General features: G+C 38.1%; 26 protein-coding genes. 15 read left to right on the top strand and 11 right to left on the bottom strand.

All coding sequences use genetic code 11. The annotated features are described in order from the left end of the window. Nucleotides 1–186: 186 nt before the first annotated feature. The 8 genes from QUF07_RS11280 to QUF07_RS11245 all read right to left on the bottom strand — a co-directional run bounded on the left by QUF07_RS11280 (nt 187) and on the right by QUF07_RS11245 (nt 5,994). Nucleotides 187–1,374, bottom strand: a complete 1,188-nt coding sequence (locus tag QUF07_RS11280; protein ID WP_289427476.1) for a tyrosine-type recombinase/integrase — start codon at nt 1,372–1,374, stop codon at nt 187–189. A 422-nt stretch (nt 1,375–1,796) separates the two neighbouring features. Further along, a complete protein-coding gene (gene mscL, locus QUF07_RS11275) occupies nt 1,797–2,174 on the bottom strand; it encodes a large-conductance mechanosensitive channel protein MscL (protein WP_289427475.1) in 378 nt (125 codons plus the stop codon). A gap of 58 nt (nt 2,175–2,232) precedes the next feature. Further along, nucleotides 2,233–2,601: a hypothetical protein gene (locus QUF07_RS11270; RefSeq protein ID WP_289427474.1), complete on the bottom strand. Its 369-nt coding sequence runs from the start codon at nt 2,599–2,601 to the stop codon at nt 2,233–2,235. A gap of 264 nt (nt 2,602–2,865) precedes the next feature. Further along, nucleotides 2,866–3,594 carry a type II toxin-antitoxin system PemK/MazF family toxin gene (locus tag QUF07_RS11265; RefSeq protein ID WP_289427473.1) on the bottom strand — a complete coding sequence of 243 codons (729 nt, stop codon included), beginning with the start codon at nt 3,592–3,594 and terminating at the stop codon, nt 2,866–2,868. Between the two features lie 269 nt (nt 3,595–3,863). Next, nucleotides 3,864–4,430: a zinc ribbon domain-containing protein gene (locus QUF07_RS11260; protein WP_289427472.1), complete on the bottom strand. Its 567-nt coding sequence runs from the start codon at nt 4,428–4,430 to the stop codon at nt 3,864–3,866. 81 nt (nt 4,431–4,511) lie between these two features. Then, nucleotides 4,512–5,234, bottom strand: a complete 723-nt coding sequence (locus QUF07_RS11255; protein WP_289427471.1) for a DUF805 domain-containing protein — start codon at nt 5,232–5,234, stop codon at nt 4,512–4,514. 17 nt (nt 5,235–5,251) lie between these two features. Further along, on the bottom strand, nt 5,252–5,650 hold the full coding sequence (locus QUF07_RS11250; protein ID WP_153106328.1) for an ImmA/IrrE family metallo-endopeptidase: 399 nt from the start codon (nt 5,648–5,650) through the stop codon (nt 5,252–5,254). Between the two features lie 5 nt (nt 5,651–5,655). Beyond that, nucleotides 5,656–5,994, bottom strand: coding sequence for a helix-turn-helix domain-containing protein (locus tag QUF07_RS11245; protein WP_289427470.1), 339 nt, complete (start codon nt 5,992–5,994; stop codon nt 5,656–5,658). A 142-nt stretch (nt 5,995–6,136) separates the two neighbouring features. Here QUF07_RS11245 and QUF07_RS11240 point away from each other — a divergent pair, with 142 nt between their 5' ends. From QUF07_RS11240 to QUF07_RS11230, 3 genes are all read left to right on the top strand, one after another. Then, nucleotides 6,137–6,334, top strand: coding sequence for a helix-turn-helix transcriptional regulator (locus tag QUF07_RS11240; RefSeq protein WP_289427469.1), 198 nt, complete (start codon nt 6,137–6,139; stop codon nt 6,332–6,334). Nucleotides 6,335–6,396: 62 nt separating this feature from the next. Further along, a complete protein-coding gene (locus QUF07_RS11235) occupies nt 6,397–6,594 on the top strand; it encodes a hypothetical protein (protein WP_054655263.1) in 198 nt (65 codons plus the stop codon). A gap of 61 nt (nt 6,595–6,655) precedes the next feature. Further along, complete coding sequence (locus QUF07_RS11230; protein WP_217341593.1) at nt 6,656–6,874, top strand: hypothetical protein; 219 nt, start codon at nt 6,656–6,658, stop codon at nt 6,872–6,874. Here QUF07_RS11230 and QUF07_RS11225 read toward each other — a convergent pair. From QUF07_RS11225 to QUF07_RS11215, 3 genes are all read right to left on the bottom strand, one after another. Continuing rightward, entirely contained in the window at nt 6,863–7,342 is a 480-nt protein-coding gene (locus QUF07_RS11225; protein ID WP_289427468.1) for a hypothetical protein, read from the bottom strand. The two genes, QUF07_RS11230 and QUF07_RS11225, sit on opposite strands and share 12 nt — an antisense overlap. Nucleotides 7,343–7,528: 186 nt before the next feature. Next, nucleotides 7,529–8,095, bottom strand: a complete 567-nt coding sequence (locus QUF07_RS11220; protein ID WP_289427467.1) for a hypothetical protein — start codon at nt 8,093–8,095, stop codon at nt 7,529–7,531. Next, nucleotides 8,092–8,325, bottom strand: coding sequence for a helix-turn-helix domain-containing protein (locus tag QUF07_RS11215; RefSeq protein ID WP_217341585.1), 234 nt, complete (start codon nt 8,323–8,325; stop codon nt 8,092–8,094). The genes QUF07_RS11220 and QUF07_RS11215 overlap by 4 nt, the downstream gene beginning before the upstream one ends. Before the next feature lie 138 nt (nt 8,326–8,463). Between QUF07_RS11215 and QUF07_RS11210 the strand changes: the two genes are divergently transcribed. From QUF07_RS11210 to QUF07_RS11155, 12 genes are all read left to right on the top strand, one after another. Next, on the top strand, nt 8,464–8,673 hold the full coding sequence (locus QUF07_RS11210) for a helix-turn-helix transcriptional regulator (protein ID WP_273460976.1): 210 nt from the start codon (nt 8,464–8,466) through the stop codon (nt 8,671–8,673). After that, the gene (locus QUF07_RS11205; protein ID WP_289427466.1) at nt 8,673–8,978 is read left to right on the top strand and encodes a hypothetical protein; all 306 of its coding nucleotides are present in this window, start codon (nt 8,673–8,675) and stop codon (nt 8,976–8,978) included. Before QUF07_RS11210 ends, QUF07_RS11205 begins: the two co-directional genes overlap by 1 nt. 27 nt (nt 8,979–9,005) lie before the next feature. After that, nucleotides 9,006–9,740 (top strand): antA/AntB antirepressor family protein, encoded by a 735-nt coding sequence (locus QUF07_RS11200; RefSeq protein ID WP_289427465.1) that lies wholly within the window; start codon nt 9,006–9,008, stop codon nt 9,738–9,740. Nucleotides 9,741–9,970: 230 nt separating this feature from the next. Next, on the top strand, nt 9,971–10,348 hold the full coding sequence (locus QUF07_RS11195; RefSeq protein ID WP_289427464.1) for an XRE family transcriptional regulator: 378 nt from the start codon (nt 9,971–9,973) through the stop codon (nt 10,346–10,348). Next, nucleotides 10,326–10,625, top strand: a complete 300-nt coding sequence (locus tag QUF07_RS11190; RefSeq protein ID WP_280597079.1) for a hypothetical protein — start codon at nt 10,326–10,328, stop codon at nt 10,623–10,625. Before QUF07_RS11195 ends, QUF07_RS11190 begins: the two co-directional genes overlap by 23 nt. Nucleotides 10,626–10,628: 3 nt before the next feature. Beyond that, a complete protein-coding gene (locus QUF07_RS11185) occupies nt 10,629–10,754 on the top strand; it encodes a hypothetical protein (RefSeq protein ID WP_289427463.1) in 126 nt (41 codons plus the stop codon). 14 nt (nt 10,755–10,768) lie between these two features. Further along, a complete protein-coding gene (locus QUF07_RS11180) occupies nt 10,769–11,005 on the top strand; it encodes a hypothetical protein (protein ID WP_289427462.1) in 237 nt (78 codons plus the stop codon). A gap of 140 nt (nt 11,006–11,145) precedes the next feature. After that, on the top strand, nt 11,146–11,322 hold the full coding sequence (locus QUF07_RS11175; RefSeq protein WP_217342352.1) for a hypothetical protein: 177 nt from the start codon (nt 11,146–11,148) through the stop codon (nt 11,320–11,322). Nucleotides 11,323–11,324: 2 nt separating this feature from the next. Further along, on the top strand, nt 11,325–11,903 hold the full coding sequence (locus tag QUF07_RS11170) for a host-nuclease inhibitor Gam family protein (RefSeq protein WP_289427461.1): 579 nt from the start codon (nt 11,325–11,327) through the stop codon (nt 11,901–11,903). After that, nucleotides 11,900–12,616, top strand: coding sequence for an ERF family protein (locus tag QUF07_RS11165; protein WP_289427460.1), 717 nt, complete (start codon nt 11,900–11,902; stop codon nt 12,614–12,616). The genes QUF07_RS11170 and QUF07_RS11165 overlap by 4 nt, the downstream gene beginning before the upstream one ends. 2 nt (nt 12,617–12,618) lie before the next feature. Further along, a complete protein-coding gene (locus tag QUF07_RS11160; protein ID WP_289427458.1) occupies nt 12,619–12,909 on the top strand; it encodes a hypothetical protein in 291 nt (96 codons plus the stop codon). A 15-nt stretch (nt 12,910–12,924) separates the two neighbouring features. Further along, the coding region (locus QUF07_RS11155) for a phage replication protein O (protein WP_502879019.1) at nt 12,925–13,643 on the top strand (719 nt) is incomplete at its 3' end.

Below are 13,643 nucleotides of genomic sequence, written 5' to 3'. Positions count from 1 at the left end.
TTATTCTAACGAGAAACAAAAAATCTGTCATCAGTAATAGATAAAATCTATTACCAACAACAGATATTGTAGAACCGCGATTTTTTTGTGTCTTCAATTGGATATGTGAGGAAGCGGAGTGATAATTATGTGGCAGTTTCTGTGGCAAATTAGAAAAGTGCCACAGTTTTCCGCCACACTTTTGAATCAATTACCGTTATTAGGCTTAAAGAGGGTGCCGTTCATTTCATTAATTAGTTTTAAAGCTCCCTGTTTAGTTGGCCGTGTATATGAGTCTGTCATTGTTAAAGATGAGTGGCCCAGCCAATGCATAATATCAGTGGGTGAAAAGTTATTAGATCTAGCCATTGTGGCAAAATAATGACGTAGAAGATGGGGGTAAACGTGGACACCACAGGCACGTTCTACCTTTTTAAAAATTTTGTTAGGATATTCTGGATGTATGGGTTCACCATAATCTTCCATTACGAATAGAAATGAGTCGTTGTTGTATTGTCTGCCACATTGAGTACATATGTTTTTTGAGTATTGAAGCGAAAATTTTAACAGCTCAACAAGTTCTCCCGTAACATAATTTTTGCGATAGCTGGCGTGATTCTTTAATTTTCCACCACCTTCCTCGTAACGAGTGCGTGCCATATCGTATGTGATCTCACAGGCTTCCTGGCCACCTTGCTTGAAAAACTTAAGGGACTTATACCGCAACCCAGAAATTTCCTCACGACGCGCTCCCAGCGCTAATAAGCAGATGAGGGTATACCAATATTTGCTCAAATATTCCCTTGCTGTCTTCATGAATAATTGATAATCTTGTGGTTCCAGCTTGGCTGGCTTAGGCTCCTTAGCACCTTCAATTGAGATGTCTTTTAATTTGTTTTTAGAAATCACATCATTACGTTCAGCAGCATTCATAATGATTTGCATAACAGAATTTATTGTACTGATGGTCGTCTTAGCGTAGCCATCTTTAACTTTGCTATCAATAAAATGCTGATACTGTTGCCGACTAATATCGGTTAACGCCATATTTCCAAATACAGGTTTGAGATGCTTTGCGAAATACATATCTTTTTGCGCAATTGTTGCCGGACGCCACTTACCGATATCAACTGATCGTTTACGAATTACTTCATAGTACGCTTCGACTGTTGTTCGCCGGTTATTCAAAGCGTTAACGAAGCCATTATCAATATCGTTTTGAAATTTGTGTAAAGCAACTTCGGCTTCTTGCCAATCACGAAAGCCACTTTTTTTGTATTCTCGGCGCTTATGTTCAGCATCGTAGTAGGTGAAGCGAATTCCGTATTTCTTACCATTTTTAACTGGGTATTCGTAGATATTGGGATGGCGCTTCATTGGTTTCCATTTTGCCATGTCATCATTTCCTTTCAATGTGTATTTTTAATTGATTTGTTTACAAAATAGGGCACGTATGTTCTCTAAACGTTCTAAATAAAAAGCCCTCTGTGGGCTTCTTATTATTTAGTGCGCTTACCAGTAAAACATGGTGTTAAATAATTTAATGGAGCTGATTTCGCTTTAAGTGTTTTGAAGTGACTAGTCATTTTAGGCATCTTTTGCGCGTCTGGTTTCAAACATGTATATCGAACACCATTTTTATCTTCAATAATAAAAATACGATTGAAATCATCTTTTGTGTTAATAACTCTAGCATTTTCATGCTTAATATTAAAAATATCTATATAATTCAAAAATTACTTCTTTCATTTTTAAATCCATGTGGAAAAGTTAAAAACAAGTGCAAGGTTGACGTGATTGAATTTATTCAAGAAAGCCTATTTTTGGGAATTATTCTTTTTCAAAATATCAGCAATTTCTTGCAGGTATTGAGCTTCCATTGAGATTGAGGCAGTGGGAGCTTCTTTTTTAGGCATAATTTTATTGATACCTTTTACTAACAGAAATACAACAAAAGCAATAATTAGAAAATTGATAATGGAATTAATAAAGGCACCATACTTGAATGTTGCACTACCAACTTTAAAGGCAAGATCAGAAAAATCAATTTGTCCCAAGAAGAAACCAATTAATGGATTAATTAAGTTATCAACTAATGATTTAACGATAGAGGTAAAGGCAGCTCCAATAATGACACCAACTGCTAAGTCCATTACATTACCACGTGAAATAAACTCTTTAAATTCTTTTAACATACAAGTTTCTCCCTCAAATAATTCAGCTTTTAAAGTCATCAGTATTTGGACTAGTTATTTAGTGGACCCCAAATCTAAACCAGTCGTGACTGTGTCTGTTTGAAACATACATATAGTGTGCGTTTGATTTAAATTTTCCGGAATCAAAGAACCAGTGATAGTTCGTAGGCGAAGCATAAATCTTGTAATGGTATCCTCTTGGTACAACATAGCTCGCAACTTGGTAACTCTTATATTCTGGCTCCATATACTTAATTTTATGAACTACGATCCGCTTCGTCGTAGTTATCCAGTGCGAGTGCAGCCAAAATGGATTATCAGGATTATAAATACTCATTGCTTGGCTTGTAGTAGGCTGACTGATTATGCCGACAGTACCAAGTGATAATGCCGTGATTCCCAATAACAGTGATTTTTTAATTTCCATAGTTTTCCTCCAACTCATATTTTTTAGTTATCAGTATTTGGACTGTAAATTATAATCCTAATTATCTTCAACGTGCTTATCGAAGTGGCTACTAAGACCTAATTAATTAACTAGCAATAGATTCTAAATACATAAAAAGGGAGACGTTAGACGTCTCCCATACCAGTGATAACTAGTTATCAAAATCTGACTAGCCTCAGCTAATCTACCAGGACAGATTAAAGAACGATCTGTCAAATTAACTTTATGGTATAAAAAACATCTCTATTTGTCAAGGAAGTATCTTGCAATTCTTTCATCGATGATATCCATGTCTGAATTTGGGATCCTTATTTTTCCAATCGGATCATATTTGTGTTTTGACAATCTAATTCTAAATTTGGAGACAGTAGCAAGGTTGTTGATCTTAAAATAGGAAATTTTTTCTAGACTGCTCATTTGCATGTTCAATTTTTCCTTTATACGCCGGTTCTCTTCTGTAAAATGGTGAAAATAGTTTAGCAAATCTTGCTTAGCTTTAGATGAAGCTTCCTGGTCTGACTTATCAATAATTCTAAAAAATTGTGTTAATATTTGGTCTTCACTGGGAAAGGTTTTGTTGTGAGCTAAGCCTGACAGGGCATACCATATTGCGAATATTTTATTAACTCCCTCGGGAAGAGGAATGTTTTCTTTGCCCTTTTTGGAGGTTAGCGGAATAACTGTTATTTTTGAATTATTCGGATTATCTTTTTTGTTCAAAACAATGGCATAATGAGGCCCTGACAGTTCAGAGCCTACACCTAAGCCAAAATCCACATAAGCAACAGTTCCTCGCTTGTAGATTTGATAACGGGAATTCGTTTTGCGATGGTTAAAGTCTTCAACTAATGCTTGTGAGTATGTCATTAATTCCCTTGTTACATCAATACCCTTAAACTTATTATGAGACTTTGAAATAAGAAATTGTAAATTTGAGTAGATTTTGTTTGAACTACGTTTTCTAGAATTCATAGCAACTTTTCCTCCAGAAAAATATTATCCATCACTGGATTGTTCCAATGCGTTCAATCTCCCTCGACGTGCTTGTCGAAGTGGTGCTAGTCCACCTTGGCGTAGTCAACGATGATATCAGATTTTAATTTTTTGCCATTTAGCGTAACAGTGTCAGTTAGACCAGACCCCTTTACGGTGATTGTGTCGCCCTCATGAATAGGGTGGATTTATTCAAACTCGATATCTACAACTGATTCTTCGAATTGGTGCAGCTAACGATGACCCACTTAGTAATCATCACCAACGTTATATTTTATTTCCCCATTTTGGACTTCCAGAAGCTCCTTGCTTTTATCTGATGGGTTGGGAACGATTATATGACTGTATTTGTGATTCAATTTTGCGGACTCTGTTTTAGCATTTCTTACAAGAGAATTCCAAACAGATATTGAACCGCCATTTAGATCTTTAATAACTCTCGCATTTTTGGGAAGGTCAATTTCAATTATTTTATAATCTTTATTCCATTTCACGGTTGCATTTCCAAAATCGGTGTTATCACTAACAACGTTTTCCTTAACGCTACTTACTGCCCCCTGAGAGGTTTGTGTGTGAAACGCGAATCCGGCACCACCGATAATAATCAAGATTATAACTGCAATAATCCAAAAACCGGCTTTTTTAAACCACGGTTTGTGCTTTGTGACATCACTATTAGGCAAAATTTGCGACGGCACTTTTTCTTTAATAGCTGAACCTGAATTATCTTGTTTTGAACCACAAAATGGGCAGAACTCAGCTTCCTTAGGTATCTTTTCCCCACAATTGATGCAATATTTCAATTCTTCATTCATAATTAGTCTCCCTCCAATAATCAATTGCCTAATTTATTTCTTCTAATAATTTATTATGCCATTGTACAGGTCAAAACAAACTTAGTTGTTTAGTATGTAGGCATATGCGGATGAAATTAGCATTAATAATAAAGTATCGAGAGCAGCCAATAACAAGATAATGACCCATGGCCACCATTTTTTATACCAATTTTGTAAATAATCTTTTTTTCTAAAACGAACGCCTTGACTGTCAGATTTAAGAATAAGCATCACTAAGATAGCGATACTACCTACAAAAGGAATTAAAAGCAGCCAAAGAAATTGTCCGGAATGATTTGTATCATGAAGGCGACGAATCATACTTGTAAAACTTGCAACGGAAAAGAATGCGAAGATTACTGACAAGAAGAAAGCCAAAATAAGCATTCCTGGATGATCAATGTAAGTTTCTCCTTCAATGCTATCTACGGTTAGTAGTGGATAGTTAAAAACTATTTGAAAAGTAATAATACTTAAAACAAATTGAATAATTGCAATGGTTAAATATGACCACCAATAATCAGCACAATTCATCTGTTTTGAAATAGTAAAAGCATCTGCAAGATATAATTTAAAACTGTTGATCATTCCTGGATGATTGCTGTTATTGTCTCTATAATCTTCATCATTCACAGAATTAATAGAAGTCTCTTGTGGCTTAATTTGGGATTCTTCCGATTTTTGACTGACAGGTTCTTGACTAGCTCCGCAAAATGGGCAAAATTTAGCAGCTTTAGGAATTTTCTTTCCACACTTGATACAATATTTTGTTTGTTCGTCCATGGATATCCCTCCAATAATTAATCAATAGATTTATACCTAAATCCATACATAAACCCAACTGTATGTAAGTAATCGACCTGAATACCGAGGTCATCAGCAACTTCATAATCATTATCAACATTTGATTTTGATATCCGCTCTAATTCTTTCCTTGGCAGACAGTGACTCATGCCCCAGCTGCGAGCACGGTTTTCTTGCCACGAATTATTGCGATCATGATAATCTGTAATGTCTCCCTCGGATGTCATTGCATGTCCAATTTCCTCATATAACCATTGTAGTTGTTCTTCCTTACCAATTTCAGAATTGATAATAATTTCATTCCCGATGTTTAGCCCGTCAATACCTTCAGGCATCCGTTCATACTGATAATTGAATTGAGGAAAATCTGACATTAACTTATCGATGTCTTCCATAAGCATCAGTCCTTTTTATCTTGCTGTTCCTTCCTGTATTGTGCCGTCTTAAACTTAATATATTCTTGTACTTCACGTTTTTGACTTTCAGGTAGTGAATCATAGTCATCAGATAAATGGGCTGCTACCCGTAAGCCATCCTCAGGCTCGGGGCGACCGAGTATATAATCAGTTGTTACATTAAAATGATCGGCTAAATTGGATAAGTCATTGTCTTTAATAGCGCGTTGGTTAGTTTCCCACATGCCAATAGTGCTTGGACTTACGTTCATAGCTTTTGCAAGTTCACTTTGGCTTTCTCGTTTCTGCTTACGTAAATAAGCAATTCTTTGTCCATTAGTCATGCTTTTTCACTCCCTGTATTTATTTATAGAATACTATCACTGGTGGTGAAAGTTAATGCTTTTAAACCTTTTTCACTAAAAGTGTTGACTTTTCACTGTTGGTGATGATATATTATTCACGTAGAGTGATGGAGGTGATAAAATGAATCCTTTGAAAGAAGCTAGAAGAGAAAAAGGCCTAAGCCAATTCAAATCTGCAAAAGGTATTGGAATAAGTTACTCTATGTTAGTTAAGATGGAGAACGGTAGTAAGAGTCCTTCAAAGAAAACAATGTGGAAAGCAGCGAGGTTTTACGGTAAAACCGTTGATGAACTTTTTTTTACAGATCTTGTTCACTAAGAGTGAAGAAGACGAGTTCCGCGCAGAAGGTGAGCACGTAATTCATGGAAGGAGATGAAAGAATGGATAAAGAGAATAGTGAATGCGTCGTATTTTATTGGAAAGGCAATGAACGAATTCCACTCTGTATGACCGATATTGAACTTATATTTAACCCACATAAATACGAAACTGTTGGTGATCCATTTAAAGGATATGAAAAAGAAAGGCTTTATGCCCTCTACCAAGGAAAAGCCTTTCTCATCCACGAACCAGATTAACTATCGGTTTTCAAGTTCGTAGCAGAAGGTGAGCACGTAATTGATGGAAGGAGATGAAATAATGAACGAAGGAAACTTTAGTAAGCATCAGTATCTAACTGAGTTTAAAGAATCAAATCCACCATTTAAAGATGCACCAGGGTTTGATGATATTCCACAGTATGGAAAAGAAATTGTGGATCTTTTAAAAAAGAAAGACTTAACGCACGAGGAAGCGTACGCAAGTCTTCAATATGCCTATAACTTGATTAAATATGAATCCAATTTTTTAAAGATCTGATTCAATCAAAGAAACAGGTTCTAAAGTATCAGTTGCCGAAACTTTGTAGAAAGGCAAATCGACTTTTCCATCTAGACTTTTAATCTTGTAGATAAAGGGTGAGGTTGCTTTACCGTCCTTCAAATCGGAAACAAGATTAAACAAAATTCTAAACACAACATCAGCATTTTTTAAATTGCTGGTACCGATATAAGTGCTGTAGAACTCATGTGATTGAAGCCGATTTAAACCTTGAATTAGAGAAAAGTCGTTGCTTGGCGCTTTATCTTTAAAAAAGTAAAAACCGTTTTCTCCAACGACAACTTTCTTGTATGAAACCTGATTTGGAAGATTTCCGTGGTTCTGATACAAATCGGCAGTATAAAGTCTTTCATTCAATGCAAAGACTAATTTATACGACTTTGTTTCTGGCAACATTGATAGTTCATTGAGCAAATACTGAAATGTCTCTAGCTGAGCTAACTTCATAAATTTTCACCACCTTTAATGGAATAAACCAATTATCCCACTAAAAGTTGGTAATGAATTCAGTTTTCAATGAACAATGTAGGTACACAAATGAAAAGGTGCTTGCCTAAAAGGAACGGAGAGGTATTTAAATGGATCCCATTCTAATTCAACTAATAAGTCTTGTGTTTGGTTTCACTGGAATTTTTATTTACTCTCTTGTTCAGCGTACTTGGTTAAAATGGTCGCTGCTAAGTCTGGATATCGTAACTTATTTGATAGTCGGCTACCTGATTGTAATATACACCGTACCAATGCATTAAAAGATTGGTTATAAGACTCCTTGTGTGTTTTAGGTATGACGTAAGGGTCGATGACGTTACCTGGAATTTTAGAACTTTCGACTTCTTCCTGTTTGATACCAAGGTCAATTTCATAATCGATCAAGGAGCTTAAAAATAGATAATATTTCTCAGCTGTTTCTGCATCTGCTAATTCCAAATGCTTTTCTAAAGCGGGCATGAAGTTCTTAACAATACCGGGATGAACCTGATATGGTGTAACGTTCCAATATTTTCCTCTCATAAGGATTTTTATCATTGGAAGATAAAAGTTTATATAGCGTTCTTTTCTAACTGATTGTCTTTGCTGTAAAGAATTTTGAAGTCTGCCAACTAGATAACTAGCGAAAACACTAATTACAGGAACGGCGTACAGGCCCACTATTCTCCAAACTTCAGCATTGGTAAACCAGTGAGAAACAAGAACTATCATTTTTCCACCTCGTTGTAGGGCGGAAAGTCGAAGAAGTCTTTGACTGAAATACCTAATGCCTTACACAAAAGGCGAATAGTATCAGCTTTGGGTACGCCAGTAGGCCGACTTTCTAAGGATGTTAAGGTGGATTGTCTGACCCCTGAAAGAGTAGCCAGACGATTTACTGTTAAGTTTCTTTCTCTAATTAATTGGTAGATTCGATTGAGAATCAACTCATGATCAGTCATGTAAAAATCTCCTTTAACGGTTATACGTTAAGTCTACCAATTATTTTTTGAACTGATTACCGTAAATACGTTGACATTTACCTTAAATGCGTTATTATATAAATGTACCGCAAATACGTTAACTAAGGAGGCACGAAAATGACTGTTGGACAAAACGTAAGAAAGTATCGATTGGCTCTTGGATTGTCTCAGGGACGATTGTCAGATATGAGCACCGTTCCACAAACGACAATTAGCACTATTGAACGTGGTGCTACGCCAAATGCACGAATTGCAAATGCACTTGCTAAAGCATTAAATGTTTCAATTGAAGATTTGCTTGATGAAGAACAGGAGGTGACCAAGTAATGCAAGTAACAGAAGAACAACTCAAGGTATTCCCAGAAGAAGAGCGTCCGGTTGTCCGTCGATTATTAACTAAGCAAAGCAATCCGAAGGCTATGGTACTGAAACAAGAGGTTCATGACTGGGCGTGTGCCAGAGCTTATTCCGATGATGGACACCAGCTGTTTCCCTGGAGTCAGTTAGTTTCTTCAGTAAATATGGCGATTAAATTAAAACTTAGCTTGAAGGACATTCGTAAGTTGACTGATGAACAGGTTCCAGAAGCTCGAAAGTTATTTGAGAAGTTTAAAGCAGACTTCGATATTTAGTTTTCAAAGAACGAAAGGATGATACAAATGAATGAACTAATTAAAACTTTCAAACAAAATGATGGTTCCGTTGCTGTCGACGGTCGGGACCTGCATGACTTCCTGGAAGTAAAGGAACGATATAACGACTGGTTCAGAGATATGCAAAAGTATGGTTTTACTGAAAACGTTGATTTCATTAGTTTTACTGGAAAAAAAGTAAAACCTCAAGGTGGCCGTCCTCAAGTAAACCACGCATTGACTCTGGACATGGCCAAGGAACTATCCATGATTCAAAGAACGGACAGAGGCAAGCAAGCTCGACAATATTTTATCGCAATGGAGAAGCAAGCTAAATCCAAACAGCAACTACCATTGCCGAAAGATTACCCAAGTGCATTACGAGCCTTGGCTGATTCGATGGAAGAGAATCAGAAGCTTAAGCCGGCTGCGGATTACACTCAAAAGATGCTTGCTAATCCAGGATTAGAAACCACGTCAATGATTGCCAAGAATTACGGGATGTCGACCGCCAAGTTCAATCAGTTTCTGCACAAAATGGGGATTCAGTACCGGCAGGGGAAAACGTGGTTGCTATACGCCAAGTATCAAGGGTTTGGGTATACGCACATTGAGCCATTTTCCTACTTTGATCAGAAAACGGGAACTAAGAAAGTCGCCAACACGATGAAGTGGACACAGCGAGGGCAGAAATTCATATATGATTTTCTGGTTTCCAAAGATGTTTATCCGCAAGTGGAACGGCTAACGCTATTGAGCTAATGGCTAGTGTTATTAATCCTCTGCTACTTTTAATGTACCTTTTTAGGGGATGAACGGCATTACTGAAATTACACAAATTTAAGGGGGCGATATTTATGAGCATTGATATAAGGAAGGACCTGAGAGATGTCATCACGAGGTCAGGGTATTCACAGAGCCAGGTTGCCGCCGAGATGCATTTATCAAAATCAAATATCACGAATTGATTGACAGGTGATCGAGATATTCCGTTGAATCGATTATTGAATGTTATGAACTACCTGGACGATGATTTATTCCGCTATCAGGTGGCTGAATATCTTTGCGGATTAAGATTACTTTCACCTGATCAGATCAGTGTTGACATTCCGCAAACTCGTTTTATTGAGACAAGTAAGGAAGAAGCCGAACGTAAGGCACTTGATGACAAGGTGATGTTAATTTTTAACAAACCAGCTTCAGAAGTCACAAAGCAAGATATCCATGATGTTCAGTTTTATTTACAGCAGCTCAGTGAAGAAACGGACAGTCAAACCAGCATGCAAGTTTCGATTCACAATCTGATTCGACAATGGATCATCAATCGGCCACAAGGAGGTGTCGCCTATGAAAGTTACGGTCAATCTTGACAATGTGGATTCAAAAAATGTCGTTGAAGCGGTTATCAAACAATTAGTTCCAGTTATTACCGATCAAGTTAGCAAACAAATTGATCAAAAGTATCGCGAAGCAACGTTAACTGAAGCTCAGGCAGCCTTAGAAGTATTCGCATGTAAAGACACTAAGACTTTCGAGAAGTACTATCCAGACTGTCCACACGTTGTTCAGGGGCATCAGAAAAAGTACAACCGCGAAGAATGCATCAAGTATTTTAAGCGGCATCAAGTATTTGCAGGGGAGATGTAGAAATTGATTCTTACAATTCCGGTTTGGATCCAAATTTTGTTGGCAGGCGCTTTGGGGTTCTGGCTAAAAGGTCAGTACGATCAGTGGCATAAAGATTCAAAGGCTTTCTGGAAACAATGGTTTGACTAAAGGAGGAAAACATCATGAAACCAGGAAAAATTGAAATTAGCAATCTCAATAGTAACGTTGCTTCAAAGTTTAAATCTGAGAATTTGAAGCCAGATGAGATTGTTTTGAACTTGCTGTTTACCTTAGCTAAAGTCTCACAGCACTATGACTTTTCTAAAGATGAGCTTCAAGAATTGCTACAACAGCTGCTGGATGATCCAAGCATCGGGAGTATCGAAGAATTAAAGGAAGGTTTGATGGAAAATGTTTAATCAAGACACAGAAAAAAGCACCCAACAGCGGCCACTGTCAGATGCTACGAAAGAAAAGTTGTTCACATATCAAAATATTCTATACATCAAGTATAGACCACGACGAAGCTGGACGCAACGGATTATGGGGGTGTTGGGACATGGAAAAAACAATTACTAAGGATGTCGTTTATGCACGGATTCGTGTGGCTGGTTTAAAACGAGCCATTGATGATGAACCAAGTGCGGATGTTAAAGCAGCTATGCTGACCTATTTGCGCCGTGAGGAAGATCATTTGAGCGATTATGCAGTGACTGGAATTTATGAGGAGGAATAAGAATGAGTGCTTTGTCAAAACTAGATTTAGAGAATGACGAACAAACAACTGAGAAGCCTAAATTTGAAGTTCATGATTTGAGTTCAGCTACCTGGGTGATGCGTAAGCTCCGTGACTTCGATGACCAAGATGCTGAAGTTAAGCAAGCGGCTAAAGAACAAATCGAGGACGTCGAAGAACAAATCGAGGACATCGAAAAATGGCAACAGAAAGAACTCGACAAGAATGAATCAAGTCGCGAGTACATGCAAGGATTGCTATCCGATTATTTGCATGAGTTACGTCAAAGTGATAAGAAAGCTAAGATCTCAACACCTTATGGGACGGTTTCAACCCGCAAACAACGGGAGGGCGTCAACTGGCCAAACGATAAGAAGCTAATCCAAAGTTTAACTGATCAAGGGTTAACCGATTTTCTCAAACCAAACCCGAAGCCGGATAAGGAAGCTATCAAGAAGAACTTCCACTTTGTCGGTGATCACTACATCAGTGATGACGGAGTAATTTTGGATGGCCCAACCATCAAGCCGGCTACCGAAAAGACAACCTTCAAATTTAACAGAAAGGCGGTAATCAAATGAAGTCAAGTGAATCGATTAAAACCATTGCAGCAGCCATGAATGCCGTTCGTAAGGATATCAAGCAACCTGAAAAGAACGCTAAGAATCCGTTTTTTAAATCCGATTATGTGACTTTGGAAGGTGTCGTTGATGCCATTGATAAGGCTTTGCCAAAAGGATTCAGCTACACGCAGGAAGTTGCCAGTGAAGGTAATCAAGTATCAGTATCAACCATCTTGATGTCAGACAGCGGCGAATGGATCCAGTTCGAACCGCTTACCATGCCAGTTACCAAGAATGACGCCCAAGCCTTTGGATCGGCTGAGACTTATGCTCGCCGTTACAGCTTATCCGCCATCTTCGGCGTTACCAGTGATCTTGACGACGATGGCAATAAGGCTACCAAGTCAGCACCTAAAGAGCAGCCACGCAAGCAAACACGTACTAGACGACCAGCTAATCAAAAACCTGATCCAAACGCCAAAGCCAAGCAAGACTTGAAAGTCCGGTTAAAGGCTATCAGCACTGAAATGAAGGTTGCTGAAAAGAAGTTGCTCGTCAACGCTGCTGGGAAAGCCAAGGTCAAGGATCTTAGTCAAATGACAAAAAATGATCTTAGCGCTTTGGATCACGAGCTTACTACCGAGCTGATGGAATTCCGCCAGAGCCAGAAGAAGTACGAAGATAAAACTGCCGAAGCTGGCGACGATTTCTTAGATGATTTGGAGGTCTGATCATGGATGTTGAAAAGCAACATATGGCCTTCTTTGAAAAATATTACGAAGGCATTAGCGTGAATCCAACAGTTTTGTATTTAGCGATGACAAGCTTGATACCGCAACTTAAACCCCGGGACAAACTCGGCCGCTATGTGATGCACATGTACGTCTTAAAAAGGATGACAGAGGAATCAGTGCAAGATATTATTGATGCCTTTGCCGAGCTGAAAGAAGCAAAGTTGATTGATGGCACAAGTGAGATCAGTCCAACTGGAGCAATCGTTTCATTTCCAAAATTGTATGAATAGAAAGGAGGGATAACCGTGGACATCTTCAAACTAATTAAAGCGTTTAAAGATTTCAGTCAGTACGAACAGCCTTTATCAACCGGATCGGTAGCATTGTGGTACACACTCGTGACCATCGATAACCAGATCGGTTGGAAGACGCGATTCACTGTAACAAATCAAATGCTTCAATCGTTAACTGGAATGTCCCGTGGTGGCGTGCTCAAAGCACGTAATTCCCTTCAACAATGTGGACTGATTAAATTCACTGTAAACGGCCGTAATAAAGCAACTAGCTATGAATTGGTCAAAATCTATATAGCAAATAGTGAGCAGCAAAGAGACGCAACAGAGACACAACAGAAACATAGTGGAGACACACCAGTGAGCCATTACCTAAACAAAGACAAAGACAATAAAAAGACTTTTCGTCGTAACCGCAAAAAGCGCACTTACGACCAAAATTCGGATTACATGAAACTGGCTAAGTTCTTGCAAAAACAGATATTGATAAACAAGCCAGATTTTAAGCAACCGGTTCTTCAGACGTGGGCTGATGACATGCGTAAGCTGGTAGAGCTTGATAAGCGAGATAAGCATGACGTGGCTTTGGTGATCAAGTGGTGTCAGCAAGATTCTTTCTGGTCAACCAATATTTTATCGGCAAGTAAGTTACGGAAGCAGTTTGATCAGCTTTACTTGAAGATGCAGGCATCTAAAGGTTCTAGCCCTGAACCACGGGCTTCAAAACATGA

Origin of the sequence: Lentilactobacillus sp. TOM.63, assembly GCF_030361045.1 — a bacterium.
Lineage (GTDB): Bacteria > Bacillota > Bacilli > Lactobacillales > Lactobacillaceae > Lentilactobacillus > Lentilactobacillus dabitei.
The sequence above is the reverse complement of the archived record's forward strand: the minus strand, read 5'-3'. Positions and strand labels throughout refer to the sequence as shown.

Bases quoted from the DNA above. Each gene is read 5' to 3' on its own strand.
- QUF07_RS11230 (WP_217341593.1), top strand. From the start codon at position 6,656: ATGAACGAAGGAAACTTTAGTAAGCATCAGTATCTAACTGAGTTTAAA.
- QUF07_RS11280 (WP_289427476.1), bottom strand. From the start codon at position 1,374: ATGGCAAAATGGAAACCAATGAAGCGCCATCCCAATATCTACGAATAC.
- QUF07_RS11190 (WP_280597079.1), top strand. From the start codon at position 10,326: ATGAAAGTTACGGTCAATCTTGACAATGTGGATTCAAAAAATGTCGTT.
- mscL (WP_289427475.1), bottom strand. From the start codon at position 2,174: ATGTTAAAAGAATTTAAAGAGTTTATTTCACGTGGTAATGTAATGGAC.
- QUF07_RS11210 (WP_273460976.1), top strand. From the start codon at position 8,464: ATGACTGTTGGACAAAACGTAAGAAAGTATCGATTGGCTCTTGGATTG.
- QUF07_RS11205 (WP_289427466.1), top strand. From the start codon at position 8,673: ATGCAAGTAACAGAAGAACAACTCAAGGTATTCCCAGAAGAAGAGCGT.
- QUF07_RS11175 (WP_217342352.1), top strand. From the start codon at position 11,146: ATGGAAAAAACAATTACTAAGGATGTCGTTTATGCACGGATTCGTGTG.
- QUF07_RS11160 (WP_289427458.1), top strand. From the start codon at position 12,619: ATGGATGTTGAAAAGCAACATATGGCCTTCTTTGAAAAATATTACGAA.
- QUF07_RS11180 (WP_289427462.1), top strand. From the start codon at position 10,769: ATGAAACCAGGAAAAATTGAAATTAGCAATCTCAATAGTAACGTTGCT.
- QUF07_RS11235 (WP_054655263.1), top strand. From the start codon at position 6,397: ATGGATAAAGAGAATAGTGAATGCGTCGTATTTTATTGGAAAGGCAAT.
- QUF07_RS11200 (WP_289427465.1), top strand. From the start codon at position 9,006: ATGAATGAACTAATTAAAACTTTCAAACAAAATGATGGTTCCGTTGCT.
- QUF07_RS11245 (WP_289427470.1), bottom strand. From the start codon at position 5,994: ATGACTAATGGACAAAGAATTGCTTATTTACGTAAGCAGAAACGAGAA.
- QUF07_RS11165 (WP_289427460.1), top strand. From the start codon at position 11,900: ATGAAGTCAAGTGAATCGATTAAAACCATTGCAGCAGCCATGAATGCC.
- QUF07_RS11215 (WP_217341585.1), bottom strand. From the start codon at position 8,325: ATGACTGATCATGAGTTGATTCTCAATCGAATCTACCAATTAATTAGA.
- QUF07_RS11265 (WP_289427473.1), bottom strand. From the start codon at position 3,594: ATGAATTCTAGAAAACGTAGTTCAAACAAAATCTACTCAAATTTACAA.
- QUF07_RS11270 (WP_289427474.1), bottom strand. From the start codon at position 2,601: ATGGAAATTAAAAAATCACTGTTATTGGGAATCACGGCATTATCACTT.
- QUF07_RS11240 (WP_289427469.1), top strand. From the start codon at position 6,137: ATGAATCCTTTGAAAGAAGCTAGAAGAGAAAAAGGCCTAAGCCAATTC.
- QUF07_RS11260 (WP_289427472.1), bottom strand. From the start codon at position 4,430: ATGAATGAAGAATTGAAATATTGCATCAATTGTGGGGAAAAGATACCT.
- QUF07_RS11255 (WP_289427471.1), bottom strand. From the start codon at position 5,234: ATGGACGAACAAACAAAATATTGTATCAAGTGTGGAAAGAAAATTCCT.
- QUF07_RS11225 (WP_289427468.1), bottom strand. From the start codon at position 7,342: ATGAAGTTAGCTCAGCTAGAGACATTTCAGTATTTGCTCAATGAACTA.
- QUF07_RS11170 (WP_289427461.1), top strand. From the start codon at position 11,325: ATGAGTGCTTTGTCAAAACTAGATTTAGAGAATGACGAACAAACAACT.
- QUF07_RS11250 (WP_153106328.1), bottom strand. From the start codon at position 5,650: ATGGAAGACATCGATAAGTTAATGTCAGATTTTCCTCAATTCAATTAT.
- QUF07_RS11220 (WP_289427467.1), bottom strand. From the start codon at position 8,095: ATGATAGTTCTTGTTTCTCACTGGTTTACCAATGCTGAAGTTTGGAGA.